The organism is Streptomyces sp. NPDC017095 (genome assembly GCF_044332325.1).
Taxonomy (GTDB): Bacteria; Actinomycetota; Actinomycetes; order Streptomycetales; family Streptomycetaceae; genus Streptomyces.
On the sequence record NZ_JBIROU010000001.1, the window covers coordinates 1 to 18569 of the forward strand.

Genomic DNA, 18569 nt, shown 5'->3' on the forward strand with positions numbered 1-18569 from the left:
AGCCCGCGGCAAAACCCACACCCAGGCCCTCCTCCGCCTCGCCCGCCACCGCACCAGCGTCCTGTTCGCCATGCTCCGCGACGGAACCTTCTACGAACCCAGGAGCCCCCGCATCGCTTGACGAAAGACATAGAGGCACCCCCCCGCAGCTCACACCCACTACAGACCCCGGCAAGGGTGGTGCGATTTCCCGGGACTTACAGCGGCTGAAACGCAGGTGTGCTGGAGTGAGTTCGTGCTGGCTCCGGTGGCGCGGACCCTCAGGAAATTATCACCGGAGGATGACGACCTGATCATTATTCGCGTCGACGCCCCAGAGGATAGATTCCTTGCTGGATTTACCCGCCCATACGGTGGCGGAACACCCGTCTGCAAACCGCAGTTGTACTTCACTCGCCTGCCGACCTCTAGCTACCCTCCATGCCCCATGACCAGTTTTAGCCAGGAGGCTTTCGGAGGAGCATTCAAAATAGCGCAGTTTCAGTTTGACCGCAGAGAACCCTCCATTCGCATCGAGCTCGAGGGTCCCACCATCACCGTTCCAACGACCCACCAAAGAGTCCTCTCGCACAAATGCACCTTGCGGATATTTGGCAGAATCGGTGGAGGAGTAGCACCCGACAGTCACAATGGACGCAAGGACCATAAGCGCCGTCACTCTAAATGCAGCACGAAGGCGCACCACATCGTTTTTCCTTTGCCGCACAAAATCCCCGTCCTTAAGAGTCAGAATGGAATAACCATCCTGAAAGAAATCTCCATGTAATGCGATGCCGCAGCGTGACCACCAGCCACGATGCCGTCATTGTCGTAACGCTGCACGAATCTGTCAGCCGCCGTGCCGTATCCGGTGGCGATATGAGCAAAAGAGGACATTGTCATGTTGTTCTTGATGGTGATTCGGGCCTGGATGCCCGTATCGCTAGCACGCAAGATTTTATAGTCCGCCGCATAGGAGCCGAGGACAGCCGTGGATGCATTGTGATCCCCCGTGACGATCGACTGCTGATCGGCCAGGAATTGCTTCACTTTCCCGGACCCGCTCTTTTTCCCGATCGAGTAGGGTTCTAGCATTCCCTCGGTCCTTCCTTGCATCCACTGCCGAGTAATCTCCTTGCGCTGCTGCGCTGTTACGTCGCTCATCATGACCTGCTGTGCAACACGACTGTCTTCACCGTAGACTGTGGCGCCGTCTAGCATCCCGGCCGCCCACTTGAGACCAATAGTACGCAAGTCATCTTGGCCTCCACCTAGAACTGCATCCTCCGGGTTGCACATCAGCAATGCTGGCATACCGCTGCAAGCGCGGGCCTTCATGTACGAGGGCGCTGCGATGCCAGGCGGTAGGTACGGGAGCTGGAACTGCGTCGGCCCTACCTGCGGACCAAGTGCAGGTGGCGCACACGGCACCTCAAAGAGCACTCCGCATGTCGTCGTTCCACCCACTCCACCGGTGGGGCCTGAGGGCGCCGTTCCCGATTGTCCAGTGTTGCCGGTGTGGGCTGTACCAGTTCCACTCCCCGTGCTTCCTGTACCGGGCCCGCACTTCTGCCAGCCGCCACTGCACTGATCTCCGTTTGGCTCCAGGCGGATTGTCCCGCTTGGATCGCTGAAGGTAAGCGGATTTCCACCGGCGTATGAATAACCGCCAAGGGATTGTGGGTCGGAGACGTTGAGGATGGGGTCGACGCTGATGAACCGGCCGGTTGTCGGGTCGTATTCGCGGGCGCGGAGGTGGGTGAGGCCGGTGTCCTTGGTGTCGTCGGTGCCGCCGACGAAGCCCTTGGTTCCGGGCCAGGCGGTCGGCTTGGCTCCTCGGATGCCGCCGAAGGGCAGGGTACGGCGCTGGGTGAGTTTCTGCGTGTCTGCTGCTATGGCGAGTTGGGCGGTGCCGTGGTGGTCGGTGAGGGTGAAGGAGATGGTGCCGTCATCCTGCTGGACGGCCTGGTTACCGCCGCCAAGGTCGAAGTAGCGGGTGACCTTGGGGGTGGTGCTTTCCTTGGGCAGCGTGATTTCGGTGGCACCGAGGTAGAGGGTGGTCGCGGTGGGCGTACGGGCGATCAGCCGGTTGCCGTCCGCGTCGTAGAGGTAGGCGGTGGTCTGGCCTGCGGCGGTCACCTTGGCGAGGTGGCCTTCGGAGTCCCAGGTGAGGTTCTGGTCGTCACCGTTCAGGGTGCGGCTGGTGGTGTTGCCAGTCTCGTCGTACTGGTAGCTGTCCTGGATAGTGCTGGTGGGCCCGGTGGTGGTCACTGAGGACAGCGCGTGTGGCAGGGCCTTCCCCGGATCCGGGTAGGTGTAGGTCCGCTTGGTGTCCTTGGCGGCGTCACCCGTGATGTCGTGCAGGGTCTCGGTGCGGCGGTTGCCGACCAGGTCGTAGGTGTAGGACTGCCAGTACGGGGCCGCGCCGCCCAGGACGCTGCCGCCGGGGGCGGTGGCGCAGGACGTGGTGTTCTGAGCCCAGGCCTCCGTCAGGCGGCGCAGGTAGTCGTAGGTGAAGCACTGGGTGTCGGTGCCGTCGCGGGAGACGTCCGACACGGACAGGACGTTCCCCGCCTCGTCGTAGTGGTAGCTGTTGCTCTGGTCGACGCCGGCAATGTCCTCTCGGTCCACGCGAGAGGTGGCCAGGCGCTGGGTGCCCCACTCATAGGTGTTGGTGGCCCAGGTCTTCTTGCCACCGTTGTTGGACAGCTCGTACTGCAGGGGCTTGCCAGTGAGACTGTAGCTCGTGGTCGCCTTGATGCCCTGGCTGCCGGTGACGGCGGTCGGACGCAGGGTAGCGTCGTCGTAGGTGTAGACGGCGGTTGCCGCGGACAGGGCACCGGCCTTCGGATAGCCGACGCCACCGGTAAGCCCCGACACGTTGTACGACGTGGTGGAGATGTAGGTGCCGGCCAGTTCCTTCTCCGCGGCCGGGATGGTGACCGAGGTGCTCTGCGGCCGGTAGAGCCGGTCGTAGGCGATGACCTTGGTGGTGTAGGCGTTGGTGCCCTCGTAGCGAATGGACGCGGCCAACTGGCCTTTAGCGCCACTGACGGTGTCGTAGACCCACGACGCACGGAGGGTGCCAGTGGAGGACTTCTCCCTCACCTCTGTTTTGCGGCCGAGGTTGTCGTAGCCGTACCACAGGCGGGGTGTGTCGGGACGGTCGTCGGTGGCGCTGTCGGGGCGGGCGTCGTCGGTGGTGGTGAGCTGGCCGCGGTCGTCATAGGTGCTGAGGGTGGTGCCCTTGTCCGGGTCGACCGTCTTGATCTGCCGGTCGAGCTGATCGTAGGTGTACGACCAGTTGTTGCCCGCCGGGTCGGTGACCTTCTTGAGTTTGCCGCGGGGTGTGTAGTCGTAGGTGGTGGTGTCGTAGGCGGCGTCGGCGTTTCGGGCGTGGAGCTGGCGCAGCGCCGTGGTGTGGCCCCGTGCGTCAACGAGGGTGGTGGTGGCGGTGCCGCCCTCGGGCGGGATGACGGTGGTGCGGTCGCCACCGTAAATGGTCCTGGTGGTGGACAGCACCGGTCCGCCGTCGCCGTTGTCGGCGAGCTGCTTGGCTTCGGTCTGCCGGCCGAGGCCGTCGTAGGTGTAGCGGTTCTGGGTCTCGACGTCGAGGGCGTCTTCCGGTTTGACCAGGACGGTCGCCGGCGGCTTCGTCGAGTAGTAGGAAGCGAATTCCTTGGTTACCAGGCCGCGCTCGTCGTAGAAGGTGTCGGTCAGCAGGCTGCCGCCGTCCGGGCCGGGGGCCTGGCTCTGGCGCGGTCGCAGGAATCCGTCGTAGAGGGCGTATGAGGTCAGCTGTGTGCCGTTGTTGCCGAGTGTTCTGGTGGCGATGGCGACCGGCTTGCTGTCGCCAGTGGTGTAGGTCAACTCGTAGGTGGGGGTCTGGCCAGTGAGGCGGTCGGCGAGCCAGACCTTGGTGGAGCGGCCCAGCGCGTCGTAGTCGAAGTTGGTTACCTTGCCGTTGGTGTCGGTCTGGGTCTTCGGCAGGTTGCGCAGGAGGTCGTACGTGACGCTTGAGGTCTGAGCGGTGGTGGCGTCACCGGTCCTGGCCGGCGGTGTGGCGGTGCTGACCTTGATCGCGAAGCCGGTGGTGGGTTCCGGGGTTGTGGTGGTGGTGCGGCCGTCGGAACGTTCGGTGCGCGTGACGGTACCGGCGGCGGTGACCTTGACGTCCGCGGTCAGGTCGGTGCTTGTGTGCTGGCGTCCGTAGTCGTCGTAGGTGGTGCCGGACTCCAGGTAGACGGCGGTGGTGCCGTCGTACTGCTTGAGCACCGCGGTGCTGGTCGGATCCCCCTTGGCCGGTGCCGCCTCATAGGCGGCACCGTCGTAGGCGGTACGCACGTCCGAGATCACGTCGTCGGGGCGGCTAACCGCGTCGGAGCAGGACTTGGCCACCGTCTCGACGCGGGAGGGCAGGGTGAGGATGTTGGCGGTGGAATTGGTGGCGTAGGTGGTGCGGGTGCAGGTGTCGTCCGCCTTGGTGCCGCTGTCCCCGAAGTCGTCGACGTGCGTGGCGCGTCCGGCAACGGTGTCGTAGGTCGTGGCCGTGGACGTGGTGCGCCAGGAGGTGCCGGCGCCGTTGTCCAGAGACGTCCAGGTCTTGGAGTCCGCGGTGCCAGTGAAGTTGGCGGTGACGGTGCCCCAGTCCCTCACCCTCTTCGCCGTCTCGTGGTGCCAAGGGCGGTTGACAGCCTTGGTGAGGACCTTGCCGCCGGGGCCTGAGTAGGTGAGAGTCTTGTAGGAGAAGCCTGCCGCCGACTCGTGGTCGGTGATCAGATCTCCTTCACCGTCGGCGAGACTGATACTTACGTTCTTGGTGCCTCCGCTGGTGGTTTTGCGGTCACCGTCCATGCCGCGCAGGAAGTATCTGTCCTGCTGGGTCTTCATGGCGGCGTCGCCGCCCTGGCCGCCGGTACGGACCCGGACGTGGCCGTAGCCGCGCCACTGAGACCAAGTCTTCTCCTTCTCCTTGGTCAGCCCGTCGTCATCGTCGTAGTGCCAGGCCGCACCGTCCAGGTAGTCGTACCGGGTGACCTGGTCAGGGGCTCCGCCGGTGCGGTCGGTGGCGGTGACGGAAGTGACGACGTACTTGTTGAACCACTTTCGCTCGGCGTCGTCCGAAGAGCTGCCGCCGATGTACTGCGGGAAACAGCGGGTGGTGTTGGTCTCGGGTGTGGGCAGTGCATCCCAGTCGCAGGCGGCCGCCGAGTAGTTGACGTCGATCTGGCCGCCGAACTCGTCGGCAACGGTGGACAGCCGGTCCTTGATGAACGGCGGGTAGCCGTCTCCGGTCTTGTCCAGCCGGTTGGCCAGCTGCGTGTACGCGAAGGTGGTCTTCGGCAGGGCGATCGCCGGTTCGGCGCTGCGTCCCGTGTGCTGGACGGAGTCGAGCAGCAGCTGGTAGTCGGTGTCGGCCATCCCCCAGCGGTGTTCCAGATGCCAAGTGTCGACGTCGTGGTAGGCAGTGCCGTTGTAGATCTGGGTGGTGACATCGGTGAGGCGCTTGCGGGTGAAGAACGCCGGCGAGAAGCGGCCCTTGTCGCAGTCCTTGCCGGTGTCGCAGTTCAGGTCCCAGGGCGTGTCGTACCAGTAGAAGGTGTCGGCGGAGATGTCCGAGCACTTGGTGTGGCTGTCCGGCAGGCAGCGCTCACCACTGGTGAAGTCGACCTTGGCCAGGGCCTTGGTGCTGTACACGGACGACGACTTCAACCCGTATTCGATGCGGTCCAGAGTCCCGCCACGCACATAGGGGGTGTCGTCCTTGGCCTCAAGGTTACGACCGTAGGAGTTGCCCTCTTTGTCGTAGTAATAGGCGATGGCGTCGCCATGCACGTCGACGACGTAGTCGAGGTTCCACCGCCAGGCCTGCTGACAGTAGGAGTCAGCGAAGGTCGTGGCGTGGCAGGGCTCGTCGGCGTCGTCGCCGAAAACGGGGGCTGTCCAGGTGGAGTCGGTGGCTTCCTTGCCTGCGGCCCAGCCGGGCAGGCGGTTGTAGCCGAAGTAGTACTGCGTGCCGTCCGTCGTGGTGAGGCGCCAGTACTCGTTGTCGTTGTCGCCGTTGCCCCGGTCGCTGGACGTCAGGTGATCGATCTTCGTTCCGTCGTCGTCCTTGAGCTTCCAGGAGTCTTTGCCGGCGGGGACGAGTTCGCCGCCCTTGCCGTTGAAGGTGATGAAGGCGTTGTCGTAGCCCCAGCACAGGTCGCCCGGCTTGCTGCCGTCCGTGTGCTTGACGCCGTCGTCGGCGCACGGCTTGTAGCGGCGCTCGATGTAGCCGGACCACAGGTCGAAGCCGTCACCCACCCAGGAGGCTTGGTTGTTGGTGTTGGCCGTACGGCCGTCGACCGATCCGGAGGAGTAGGACAGCCCCACCTTGGGCGCGAGTCCGCCGGGGACCCCGGGGGCCGGCATGTCGTAGGACCAGGTGAAATCACCGGTGTTGAGGCTGGTGTTCCAGGTCGCCGAGGGCGAAAGAGAGGTCGCCTTGTAGTCGCCCTTGTCGCTCTGCGCGCCGGCGACGACGGCGAGCACCGTGGCCGAACCCGCGTTGAGGCTCACGTTCTGCGCTGTCAGGGTCTTCTTTTCCGCGTCGTTGACCATGGGGACCAGCCTGCTGGAGCGGCAGGCAGCCTTGTCCGGCGTGGTGAGCGCGCAGGCGGGCAGCTCGATCATGGTCAGGCGCGAGGCGTAACCGCCGCCGTAGGCGCCGGCGAAGCCGGAGTAGTCAAGGTGAGCCTGGACGCGGCCCACCTGCCCGGTCTTCGCACCGGTCTTGGACGTGGGCTTGGTAACGGGCTTCAGCGTGAGCAGGGCGCCGTCGACACCGACCTTCCGCGCGGTTGTACGGCTGAGCAGCCGTGCCTCGACATCCCCGCGGAAGGGCTTCTTGCGCGCCGCGCCCTGTGTGTCGAGGGTCAGCGGCAGGCCCTTGGCGCGGACGGCCGGCGCGGAGTTCTCCTCGGCGGCAGCCGGCATGTGCAGGACCGTGGATGCTGCCTTGGGCCATGCAGCATCGGGTATCGCCTGCGGGGTCCTCGGTCCCTTCATCAGGGTGCGCGGCTCCACCTTGCCGGTCATGGTGGCAACCGGGCGCTCAGAGGCAGGCAGGGCGGGCCGTCCCTTGCCGCTGTCCGCAGCGAGAGCGGGCTGCGTGACTCCTTGCAGGAGCGTGCCCACCATGACCGTGGCCGAAGCCAGTGCCAGGCGTCGCCGGAAGCCCGGGAAGCGTCTGCTCGATCTGCCGTTCATCGTGTTCTTCGTCCTTCGCTGCGGTGCTCCGCGTGCGTGCCGACCGCACGGTGGGCTGAAGTGAAGTGGGTTTGTCAGGGCAGAGATCGCCGGGTCGGTTCCTCACTCGTGAGGGCCCGCCGATTGTCAGTTGACGCCGGGTACTTCGGTTGCCATTCCGGGCTGCCCCATGGACACCGATCTGATCTGCTCGTCCGACAGTGCGCCTTGGAAGGCCCACACGTCGGCGATGGCGCCCGGCCAGTACTCACTGCCGGTGTTTGTTCCGGTCTTCAGCCTGCCGAGTTGCATCGGCTGTGCAGCTTTGAAGGCCAGTACGTCGTCCGCCCACGAGAACTTGTCCGTGCACGCGGGATCGTCGGCGGCCCCGTCACCGTCGTTGTCCTTGCAGGCAACTTCTTCCTGCTCGCCGTTGACATACAGGGTCAGGTGCTTGGAGAAGCCGTCATAGACGAGGGCCAGGTGCGTCCATTCGGTGGGCCAGTAGAACTGGCTGTTATCGACTTGGGCGACGGTGGCGTTGTCAGCGTCGGTTGAGGCCATCACGATCCGCCATCGTCCGGGGTCAGACCCTGGCGTGGTGGGTGGGTCGTAGCGGACCGTGAAGGCGCTCTTGTTCGTTCCTGGGACGCTCAGCAAGGTGACGCCCTTGGCGGGGACCGCTGCCGCCTGCGCCCATGCAGTGACCGTGAAGCTGCCGCTGGTGTCCACCGGCACCGTGGCAGTTGTTCCATAGTCGTTGATGCCGTCGAGGGACACGCCGCCGTCAGCCTTGCCGCCGTCGGCCAGGCCACCATTGAGGTGATCGACGCCGTACAGGGTCATGTCGTTGTTCGACGTGGATGCGTCCGGAGTAACGAGCGGCAAGCCGGTCGCCTCCTCGAACGTCCAGCGTCCCTTGACCAGAGGCCGCTGCTTGAACAGCTGCTGCACTTCCGGGGCGGACGCGGGCCGGTCGAGGAGCCGGATGTCGTCGATCTGGCCGGGGAAGAACCAGTCGGGCCGGCTTTCGTTGGAGCCGGCCCCGATCTGTACCGAGCCGCTGGCGTACCAGCTCGCCTGCAGGTCCGTTTCACCAGCCTTGGTGCCGTTGACGTACAGGGTCAGCTTGTTGGCAACGGTGTCGTGCACTCCGACCAGGTGTGTCCAGGTGTCGCCGTAAGCGGTCTGGTCGTCGGCTTGCATGGCGCGAATCGGAGTGGCGGTTGCGGAGTCGTCCGAGAACTCGCTGATCACCCACCGGTCGGAGGTGTTGGAATAGTAAAGCTCCATACCCGAGCGGTGGGCGCCAGCCTGGGTGGCGACGACCGCCGCATGGTTCGGTTTGGTCTTCGGCAGCTTGGCCCAGGCGGAGATGGTGTAGCTGTTGAGGTTGTTCAGAATCGGCCGGCTGGTGGTGGCGTAGTCGTCGACCCCGTCCAGCGTCAGGTCCTTGCCGGCGATGCCCTGCTGTCCGGGCTTTGCCCCATTCATGAGGGTGGCGTCCGGGACCTCGGCCCTGCCGGTCAGCTCGGTGGCGGTGTCCGGCTCGTCCATCGTGAACACGGCTCGAGCGGGTCGGCCGAGGGTGGAGGACGACTTGCCGTACAGCTGGGTCACCTCGGCTGCCGTGAGGGGCTTATCGAAGATCTGCACCTCATCGATCACGCCGGGGAAGTAGTTCGTCCTCTTGCCGTTCAGGCTCGCCGCACCGAACTGCAGGCCGCGCCGCGCGTCCCAAGGAGTGCTGTAACTGGTCGTGCCCGCAAGCTGGTTGTTGATGTACAGCTTCAGTTCGTCGCTGCCCGCGCTGTAGGTGCCCACCAGGTGGGTCCATTCGTCGGCCTTCACGCCCCCTGCGGTGGAGGCCTTGACCGTGACACTGCCCGAGTTGAGCGTGTCCGAGGTGTGCTGGCTGAACACCCATCGGTCCAGACCGGCGGAGTAGTAGAGCTCGAACCCAGGTGAGTTGTTGCCAGGTTGGGTGATCGCAACGGCCGCGTGGTCGGGGACAGTGTCGAGCTTGACCCAGGTGGAGACAGAGAAACTTGTCGAGGTATCGAGGACAGGGACGTCGCTGACGGCGTAGTCGTCCACGCCGTCGAACGACACGGCTGTGCCCTTGGCCCCGGCAACGTGCGGCGTGGCCCCACCGTTCAGTCGCACCGTTCGCTCCGGGGCCGTGCCCGAAGCGGCGGCTGCGGTGGCCGCATCGTCCAGTTGCCACATCGCGCGCTCCGGCTGGCCGGCCTTGACCCTGAACCGGTATCTGGCAGGCGCGGAAATATTTCCTGCCGCATCGACGGAGGAAACGTAGAGGGTGTTCACCCCCACTTTCGGCGGCAACAGCCTCATAGATCTGGACGCTCCGCTTGAGGTCGTGATGGCGTTCTTCGACGACGGGTCGACGTTGATGCCCCACAGGTACTTCACCGTCTGGGAGTCGTTGCCGCCAAATGTGAACGTGCCGTACTTGCCGAGGCCGTCGAACCACTCATCGTCCGGATCCGACGTGTCGGAGCGAGGGTAGTCACCCGAGGAAACGGTGGGCGACGCCGGCGCATGCTTGTCGTAGATGAAATAGCAGGCTGTTGCACCACCGGCCCACGACCATGGGGAGTACTGGGCACCGTCGTAGGAACGAACGAACCAGTGGATCGCCTTATTTTCAGGGATGGACGACGGAAGGCTGACGTTGAAACCGGATCCCGAACCCTTGTAGCCGGTCACATCCGGGGTCCACTTACCGCCATCCCATTCGGCACGGAATTGCACCCTGACGTTGTCACCGTCGGGGTCGGTGACGTTGTCGACGGAGATCTGGCCCAGAGAACGTACACGCGGAGCATCCGACGGCCTCTTGCAAATACCTCCGTACTCCATGTCCAGCTGCGACATTCTGATCTGCTGCGGAGGCCGGTTGTACTTCACCCGCAGATAGGCATCGTCCGAGAACCGCTTCCAGCCGTACGCGTCGGATTCGTCGTCGGCGCGAAGACCGAACGTCATCGTCGACCACTTCGCGTCCGCTGCCTGCTGCACGGCCGACTTCACGTCGAACTCCGCGTCCCTCGCCGCACACCCCTCGAAGCCGTAGGCGAACGGCGTCGTCTTCAGGTGATCGATCCAGAAACCGGATGCGTTCTGGGAGTCCCACGTGGTCGCCGACGAGATCGCCTTCGTCCGCCACAGCTGCACACCGCGCGCGCTACAGGAAGCCGACCACGTGTTACGCACGACGAACTCGGCCGAGAGGACATCCTTGCCCGCATACTTCGAGACCGGAATCTGGTAGAAGAGCCGCTTGGTGTCGTAGGGCTTGCAGTAGTACCAGATGCAGTAACCCAGGCCGGCGTCCGGGTCACCGTTGAACTTCCACTGCGGGGACGACGCCCAGTACTTCGACGCCACCGTCCAGGCCGTGGCCTTGGGCGTGTCCCACTTCGGGTCGATGAAGACCGGGTACACGGTGTCCTTGCCGGTCAGGACCTCGGTATCCGGCGTCAGCACCAGCTCGTCCTGGCTGGCGGGAACCTCCACACCGACCGGGGCGAGCTTGCCCGACTCCGCCGCGCCGGGCTCGGCGTCATCGGTGGAACTCGGGGCCGCTTTCGGCGCCGCCAAGGTTCGTACGCCCTGCGCCTTCTGCGCCGAGGTGCCTGTGCTCGAGTCCCACATCAGCGGCTGTGCCGCCTCGAACACCGCGCTTCCGGCTCCCTTGTCCACGGCCTGCAGGCCGCCGGCGCTGGTCTCCTTCACCTCCATGCCGCTGGCGTCCAGCTTCAGGCGCAGTTCGGCCAGTTCCTGACTGGAAGCGGCATCGGCCGACTTCACGACCAGCAGCTGCGTGAAACCGTCCTGCTGTGCCCCCAACCGCAGGTCGACCCCCGGCAGGACGTCCGGATAGGTTGCGGTGTCGCCCTGGAGCTGTGGAGCGGGCAGCTTTCCCGGCCATGACAAGGCCAGTTCCCGACCCGCCTTCGTCATCCTGACCATCGGGACGTCACCGCCGCCGGAGAACTCCAGACCGATGGTCGCGACCTTCGGCGCAACCATCCCGCCGGCCGTCTGCATCAGGTCGGTGTCGATGGCCTTCCACACACCGTCCACGCGCGTGCGGACGGGGCGAAGGTGCTCACGTGTCTCAAGCCTACCGTCTGGGTTGGCGAAGACCTCGCTGCTCTCGCCTCTCAGTGAGGTTATCTCCACCGGGAGCCCCGACGTCTTGGCCCGGGCCATGGCCTCGACTTCAGTGGCAGCAGTAGCCGGCTCGGCATCCTCGGCGGTTGAAACATCCGACACCTGGCCGGTCGATGCGCCGTTTAGGGAGGCTGCCGACACCTCGGTTGCCGGGACAAAGCCCAGCATCACTGCCGCACACACCACTCCGGCAACACACCATCGTCTCTCCACAGGCATGACACACCCTCCCCACAGAGCCTCCCCAGACTCCGCCCCCGCGTGATCAATCTCTTACGGACCGTGCACATGACGTAAACAGAGACTCAAGCAGAGGTCTAGGCCTGAAGAAGCGGACATCACGCCCCTGAGAAGCCAAAGAGATGCAGATCTGCGAGTGACGTGGAACACAGAATTGCGATTCTGCTGCGGCAGTCATTGGCAGAATCGCACCCCTCACCTACGCAGAACAAGCCATATAAAGTCCTGATCGGTACTTACATTCCCTGCCTGGTGCAGCCCGCCACCGTGCTAAAGGTTGGCGGGTGATGCGGCCAGGCGGTCGGAACCCGGGCCCCGCCGCGATGCAGGCCGGCCCGGGGATCTACGCGCTGCACGGCCAGCGGCCCGGTAACTTCTTCGCCGCGGCCTTCTTACCCGGCTGCTTGTTCGCGGCTGTCTTCTTCTGCGGCTTCGGCAGCTCGTGCACTCGCACCGGTCCCACGCCCCCGGTGCGGGACTCTTCGGCCTGCTGCACCGACTCCTGCAGCGCTGCGATCAAGGACCTGCGTCGGCTCCTCCGACTGCGGACCTGAGGGACCTGAGGGAGCGGCTTCTCCTCGCGTTTGGCCTTGATGATCCGCGCGACCGCCTCGGTGTAGCGGTCGAACCTTCCAGCTTGTCGACTGTCATTTTGTCCATCAGCGCGAGCGCGCTGCTCCTCGGACGCCTCGGTCGACGGGGCAGCAGCGAGCTGGGGTCACGGATCTCGTTGGGCCAGCGCATGGCCTGCAGGACCGGACATCGTCGCGCACCCGCAGCAGCCCCAGGCGCTCGCGACCGGACCAGGCGTACTTCGCGACGGCCACCTTGGACGAGCGGGAGAGGGCTTTGACCAGCAGCTTGTACGGCTTGGCCGCGACTGGGCTGGCGGGCTGGAGGTAGTAGCCCTTGCCGATCCGGACCGGGTCGACCGACTCCAGCGGCACAAACGCGTCGATTCCGATCGCCTTCGCGGTCGACAGCGGCAGATGGCTACACCGGCGCGGCGAGGCTCTACCGGGCGAGGGTGACGGTGACCGGCCTGTTGGAGCAGCGGCTGAGGTTCTCCGCCAGGGCGGCTTCCTCGCTGGGGTCGACGCTGAGGGTCCAGCGGGTCTTGTCGGCAACCCAGTCGGTGACGTATCGGCAGCGGTAGCCGGCGGCCGGCGGCAGCCACGTCGCCGGGTCCCGGTCTGTTCGACCGGTTCCATGTGGCCGACGCTGCGATCAGCGCCCGGCCGTCGCCCAGGTCGTTGGCGTACGCCTCCCGCTCGGCGGTCGTCCAGGCCGAGGCGCCGGAGTCCCAGGCTTCGGCGAGCGGGACTAGGTGGTCGATGTCCAGGCCGCGCGGACCCTGGACGTAGTGGTCGTCATACGGGCTGCACCACTCTCCACCGGCCAGTGCGCCCGCCGGTCTGCGGCTTCACAACAGCCGCCAGACCGCCACAGCGCGCGTCGGCGTCGCGACGGCCTCGTCTTCCGTTGCGGCCCGGCGGCCCTGGGCAGAGGGAAGCAGTGAAGTCCCGGTGCGGGTGTGCGCGGCCGGCTGTGAGATGCGCGCCGAGACTAGATCAAGCAGCAGCCGGAGGCACGGCCCCTCCCCGCTGACGCGCGACAATTGCTGTCGGCGAGTTTCCACCGACAGCACCGCGGATCTTGCCCGCCAGAGGCCGACCGGGCTGTTGTGGCTCATGAGTAGGAAGACTCATGACGCGCGCTGACCCACGAGGGCAGGATCAGGGGATGACGACGTCACGTAAGACGAAACCCCGGCTCGGGATGCTGCCGGTGGCGATGGCGGTCCTGCTGGCGGCGGGGTGCGGAACCCAGCAGGCAGGAACTACCCCAGACGCGTACCGACCTTCGCATCCGACGTCGACCGGCATATCGACACCGAGTACGCAGGCGGACTTCCCCTGCCCCGGCGAAAGCCCAAAGCCGGTGCCACCCAAGGACGCCACGACCCCCAGCCCAACCGCGCCGCCAACAGACCACTACGTCGAGAACCACGGCTTTCAAGTTCCCCTTCCCCTCCACGGTCAGAACCGCTGCGACGGGCTCACCGCCGTCGGACGTGTCACGAGGGCACTCGAGCCGCTGCGTCGGCGCGGTGACTTCGCCCCGCAGGACGTCCGCGGAACACTCACCAGCCTCGGCTATTCCGCCGGGAAGATACAGACGTACCAGGACAGGTCCACCGGGGTCGGCTTCCTTGTCGACATCGGTGCCTCCCCTTGGTGTGTGGAGGGCACGATGAGCGTTGACTCCACCGAGGTGAAGGCCTTCGGCGGCTACCCGGACGGCACCGGCTGCCAGCCCCCGAGCGGCGGTCACTGACCACGGTCTCCGCGAACCAACGCCCCGAGCAGCGACCTCCGAGACCGGACCGCCGCGCATGCAAAGGCGTCCGGGGCGCAGGGCCGGGGGGGTGCTGACGGCGGCCTGGCGCAACGCGGGCCGGTCAAGCCGCCGGCGCGGGACCCGGCTGACAGCCAGTAGCCGCAGCCGGACCGTGTCGACGCAAGATGTGAGGGAACCCAGTGCGGGCGCGTTACGGTCGCCGCGGTGCTCGGGGTGCGCGGCGGGGTGTGCTCGGCGCTGCCCCGGGCCAGGAGAGCACGTCATCGAGGCCGAGCTGGACGAAGCACCCGGCACCGGGTGGTCAACGGCGTGCGGGCGCGGCGCGGCGGGATCGACGAGGCCGCCCGCTGAAGCGCTGTTGACGTGACGGCAGTGGCGGGTCAGCGCCCGCAGCTCGGGCGGCACGCCGTCGCTGGCCGGGCGCGGGGCCGGGGCCCGGTCCAAGAGGAAGTTGCCGTCACCCGCGACGCCGTGGCACGGACCGGGTACGACGGCTCCGTGATCCATCCGTTGGAGCCGATGCAGCATCGGCCAGACGACCGGCACCGTGGAACGGCCAGCCCCGCGCGTCTTCGGCGCGGGTTTGCTGTGTCTGGCCGGACACAGACCTGCTGCGCCTGGCGCACGGCCTTGCCGTCATGTCCTGTGCAGCCGCTGTGCGTTCGCGATCATGAACCTTACGAGCTGGTGCGTGATAGCAGGTGAGGCGTCGTGCCTGGTAGGTGGCATGATCCGGCTGTGGCGATCACGGTCAATCGGGCGGTGCTGGCGCATCGGCTGTTCACGGGAATTTCGCGGCGTCATCTGGCCTGTCTGATCGAGGAGTTGGCGGTGCCGTGGGAGGCCGGGCTCGAGAGCCGCCGTCATGCTGCGCGGGGCGGGGCCAGGAAGCGGGCCGCTGGTGCCGGCGCCCGCCACCAGCTGGTGTTCGTCGACCGGCTGGTGGCCACATTGATCCATCTGCGGCACGACCTGCCGCACTCGGTGCTCGGGCTGCTGTTCGGTGTCGACCGCTCCACCATCACCCGCGCGGTCACAGAAGTACGCGCCCTCTTGGCCGGGCGCGGGTATGCGGTTCCCGACCGTCCCGGCCTGCGGCTTCGGACCCTGGCCGATGTGTTCGCCTATGCCCAGGCGGAGGGGATCGAACTGCGTCTGGACGCCACCGAGATCCAGGTTCGCAGGCCGCCTGCCGGCCGCGGCGGACGGCAGGCGTTCGTGTCCGGCAAGAAGAAACAGAACACGATGAAGGCCACCGTCATCGCCGACCACCAGGGACGCACGTTATGGGTCGATGCCATGCGACCTGGACGGATGCATGACGCGACCGCCGCACGCAACGAAGGCATCACCATCTGCTTCCAACAGTTTCCTGACGTCGAGGTCCTCCTCGACGACGGCTACCTCGGGCTTCGCCGTGATCACCCCGGGCAGGCGGTGACCCCGCCGAGAAAGGGCAACAAGATCAGCCCGCCCGAAGTCCTTGAAGCCCGACGCCGAGCCCGCCACCGGCACTCCTCACAGCGCATCACCGTCGAACACGCCCTCGCCGACCACAAACGCTGGAAGCAACTGACCCGCTGGACCCACCGGCGAGACGTCCTGCCCGCCACCTACCAAGCTATCGCCAGCCTCGTCTCCGACCGCACCACCACCGACTGACAACAGCCACGAACAGGAGAAACACGCCTCACCTGCTATCACGCACCAGCTCGTAACGAGTGGCTGCGGACCGTGGGAGTGCCCTGGGACTTTTCTGGGACTTCCGGCTGCATCAACGGGCACGAGTGGGAAACAACTGAAAGACCGTTCGTGCAGGTCAGTGGTCCGTTATGGACCATCATCGCAGGTCACACCACTGGGTGGTCTCTTCCGGGACATCTGATCGCCAGTGGCCATGGTGGGAAGCAAAAACGCGTGAGGGTCTTCTCCATCTTCTCGACGTCTTTCCCGCCGACGCGGGCGTGTTCCAAGGCCGACCTGCTGGCCGTGCTGCGGCGGCTCGTCGTCCCCCGCCGACGCGGGAACCGCTGGACCCTCGCACGCACCATGGCCTGACTGACGGGCTGCCATCGACCCGCCAAACGAAATGACTAGTTGAACCGCGGTCTTAGCGCATCCCTACATTGCAACGCGCTGGGGACCGCGCCTTTCGGTCCGGTCCCTCTCTTCGCGCCCGGCAGATCGGCAACCACCATACCGACACACCTCGGTCCCGAACGTAGCGATGGCAGCGGACCAGCGGCAGCAGCGGCAGCAGCGGCAGCATCGGCAGCATCCATACCTGAGGACTCGTCAGTGAAGTCAGCATCGGGACAGCAAAAGGCCGGCCGAAGCCTGTCAGAGGCAGCCACACTCGTGGCCTCGGTCAGTCGCGTACGAGCCTCTACGAGCCTGGAGATCACCGCTCCTCAGGGCCGCGCGCATCCGTCCCGTAGGTGTTTCACGGAGCCTGCGTCGCCTCCGCAGGTCACCGAGGGATCCGGCGCGGCTTCAGGGAGACCGTGGGGAGTTCGGGGGCCGGGAGCGGGTCGCCGTCGTAGCCCTGGACCGTGCCGAACCGGTCCCCCGTCATCCACTCCTCACGCGCCTTGGCGATCTCTTCGTGCGACCTGCCGATGAAGTTCCACCACATGATGATCTCCTCGCCGAAAGGTGTCCCGCCGAGGAGGACCGTGCGCGCGGGGGTGTCCGATTCGTTCGTCAGGGTCAGGGTGGCGGGGCCCGGGTGGACGTAGCCCAGGTCGGCGGGGCGCAGCAGGGTGCCGGCCAGGCGGACGGCGCCCTGGTCGACCAGGAGACCGTGTTCGAAGCCGGAGTCGACGGCGAGCGTCACCGAGGTGTGGGGTCGCAGCAGGATCTCGGCGCCGAGCAGGGGCGTGAAGGCCGGCACCGGGGAGGTGACGCCGGCGAGTGAGCCCAGGAAGACGCGGATCTCGGCGCCTTCGGTCCGTACGGGCTCGGGGACGTGGTGCCGGAAGTCGGGCGCGGTGTCGCGGTGCGCCTCCGGCAGTGCCACCCAGAGCTGTACGCCGTGCAGGACCGTGGTCCGCGGGGTGGAGACCTCGGAGTGGCTGATGCCGTGGCCGCCGGTCATGAGGTTCAGTTCCCCGGGCCGTACGAAGGCGTGGCTGCCGAGGCTGTCGCGGTGCTCGATCTCTCCGCTGAAGAGCCAGCTCACGGTCTGCAGTCCGGTGTGCGGGTGCGGGGCGACGTCCATGCCGCCGGTCTCGGAGACGTCGTCGGGGCCGTAGTGATCGGCGAAGCACCAGGCGCCGATCAGGGTCCGGGCGCGCTGCGGCAGCGTCCGCCGTACGGTCATCGCGCGCGGTCCGCCCAGCGGCACGTCGCGAGGTGTCAGTACGTCGACCCGTGCCGTCCCGGCCAGCGGCTCGCCGTCGGCTACCGTGCCGCAGCGCACTTCGACGGGTACCGCCTCGACATTGCTCATCATGGACCACCTCTCCACCGCCGATTGTTTTACATTCAATCACCATCCGGCCGGATGCGCGTGGCGGTCCGTCTCATGATCGCAGACCCGGGCGCGGGACGGCCCGGTGCTCCCCGTCACCAGCGGACGGCCGTGAAGTCGACCGGCCGCGGGCGCAGCAGGCGCGTGCGGTCCGCCAGGCCGCGCAGCCGCCGGGACATCTCGTCGGCCGGCAGGCGGCGCCGGTCCCCGTGGCCCGGCAGGACCCATTCGAACCGCAGCCGGCCCGCCGTCCTGGCCAGGGAGCCGGCCAGCGCCTCGATGGAGTACCAGGTCACGCTGTCGGCGACTTCCAGGTCACCGGTCGTACGCGACCAGTAGAAGCTGTCGCCGCTGAAGCAGTAGCGGTCGTCCGCGAGACACAGGACGCTGCCCCGGGTGTGCCCGGGCAGCGGGTGGACGGTGACGCCTTCGGTGATCTCCACCGGGTCCAGGCCGCGGATCACCCGGTCCGCGTCCGGGGCGGCGTCCAGGTCCCCTTCGTGGATCCACAGCCGGGCGCCGAAGTGGTCGGCGTATCGGCGGCCGTGCGCGGCGTGGTCGCGGTGGGTGAGCAGCACATCGGTGACCGGGCCGCCGGCGGTGTGGCGCGCGGCCAGCTCCCGGCTCCAGCGGGGTGTGTCGATCATGATGCGGGTGCCGCCCGGCCGCAGCAGCAGGTAGGAGTTGGCGCCCGCGGTGCGCGGCGAGTTGTGCCCGCAGATCAGCACACCGTCGTCCAGGGCCAGCGGGAACGGGTCCAGGGCCCGGTCCGCGCGGCCGGTCACCGGCCGGATGGAGCGGGTGGGGCAGGCGAAGACCGCGGCGTGCAGGCTCCGGTTCTCCGCCTCGTCCGCCGGGGCCCGCAGCACCCGCGACTTCCCGCCGGCCTCGTCGATCAGCCCGGGCGCGAACTGCCGGGCCACGTCGCAGTTCACGCAGCGGTCGTCCACGTACCATCCGTCCACGGCGGACTCCTCTCCACGGGCAGGCGGCCCCGGCTCGGGGCCGCCCTTCAGGGGTATCCCGCCGGGCCACCGGAGCGGAACCCCCTTCCGGCCTTGTGTTTCCGGCGCCCGGGCGCTCTCGGCGG

10 protein-coding genes are annotated in these 18569 nt (G+C 66.7%); 3 read left to right on the forward strand and 7 right to left on the reverse strand.

Annotation, left to right across the window (positions count from 1 at the left end; translation table 11 throughout):
* Window positions 1–726: 726 nt before the first annotated feature.
* The 5 genes from ACH4OA_RS00005 to ACH4OA_RS00025 all read right to left on the reverse strand — a co-directional run bounded on the left by ACH4OA_RS00005 (window position 727) and on the right by ACH4OA_RS00025 (window position 13339).
* On the reverse strand, window positions 727–7227 hold the full coding sequence (locus ACH4OA_RS00005; protein ID WP_397936199.1) for an RHS repeat-associated core domain-containing protein: 6501 nt from the start codon (window positions 7225–7227) through the stop codon (window positions 727–729).
* Window positions 7228–7353: 126 nt separating this feature from the next.
* Complete coding sequence (locus ACH4OA_RS00010) at window positions 7354–11625, reverse strand: LamG-like jellyroll fold domain-containing protein (protein WP_397966787.1); 4272 nt, start codon at window positions 11623–11625, stop codon at window positions 7354–7356.
* A 364-nt stretch (window positions 11626–11989) separates the two neighbouring features.
* Window positions 11990–12166 (reverse strand): hypothetical protein, encoded by a 177-nt coding sequence (locus tag ACH4OA_RS00015; RefSeq protein WP_397936202.1) that lies wholly within the window; start codon window positions 12164–12166, stop codon window positions 11990–11992.
* Window positions 12167–12305: 139 nt separating this feature from the next.
* Window positions 12306–12857: a Ku protein gene (locus ACH4OA_RS00020; protein ID WP_397966788.1), complete on the reverse strand. Its 552-nt coding sequence runs from the start codon at window positions 12855–12857 to the stop codon at window positions 12306–12308.
* Window positions 12858–13069: 212 nt separating this feature from the next.
* Window positions 13070–13339, reverse strand: a complete 270-nt coding sequence (locus ACH4OA_RS00025) for a hypothetical protein (protein WP_397936205.1) — start codon at window positions 13337–13339, stop codon at window positions 13070–13072.
* A 50-nt stretch (window positions 13340–13389) separates the two neighbouring features.
* Here ACH4OA_RS00025 and ACH4OA_RS00030 point away from each other — a divergent pair, with 50 nt between their 5' ends.
* From ACH4OA_RS00030 to ACH4OA_RS00040, 3 genes are all read left to right on the forward strand, one after another.
* The gene (locus ACH4OA_RS00030) at window positions 13390–13983 is read left to right on the forward strand and encodes a hypothetical protein (protein WP_397936206.1); all 594 of its coding nucleotides are present in this window, start codon (window positions 13390–13392) and stop codon (window positions 13981–13983) included.
* Window positions 13984–14745: 762 nt separating this feature from the next.
* Complete coding sequence (locus ACH4OA_RS00035) at window positions 14746–15669, forward strand: transposase family protein (protein ID WP_397944682.1); 924 nt, start codon at window positions 14746–14748, stop codon at window positions 15667–15669.
* 255 nt (window positions 15670–15924) lie between these two features.
* Complete coding sequence (locus tag ACH4OA_RS00040; RefSeq protein WP_397966790.1) at window positions 15925–16065, forward strand: hypothetical protein; 141 nt, start codon at window positions 15925–15927, stop codon at window positions 16063–16065.
* Between the two features lie 412 nt (window positions 16066–16477).
* Here the strand turns inward: ACH4OA_RS00040 and ACH4OA_RS00045 are convergent, their stop codons facing one another.
* Window positions 16478–17458 (reverse strand): pirin family protein, encoded by a 981-nt coding sequence (locus ACH4OA_RS00045; RefSeq protein WP_397967355.1) that lies wholly within the window; start codon window positions 17456–17458, stop codon window positions 16478–16480.
* A gap of 116 nt (window positions 17459–17574) precedes the next feature.
* A complete protein-coding gene (locus ACH4OA_RS00050; protein WP_397966791.1) occupies window positions 17575–18444 on the reverse strand; it encodes an MBL fold metallo-hydrolase in 870 nt (289 codons plus the stop codon).
* Between the last annotated feature and the right edge of the window lie 125 nt (window positions 18445–18569).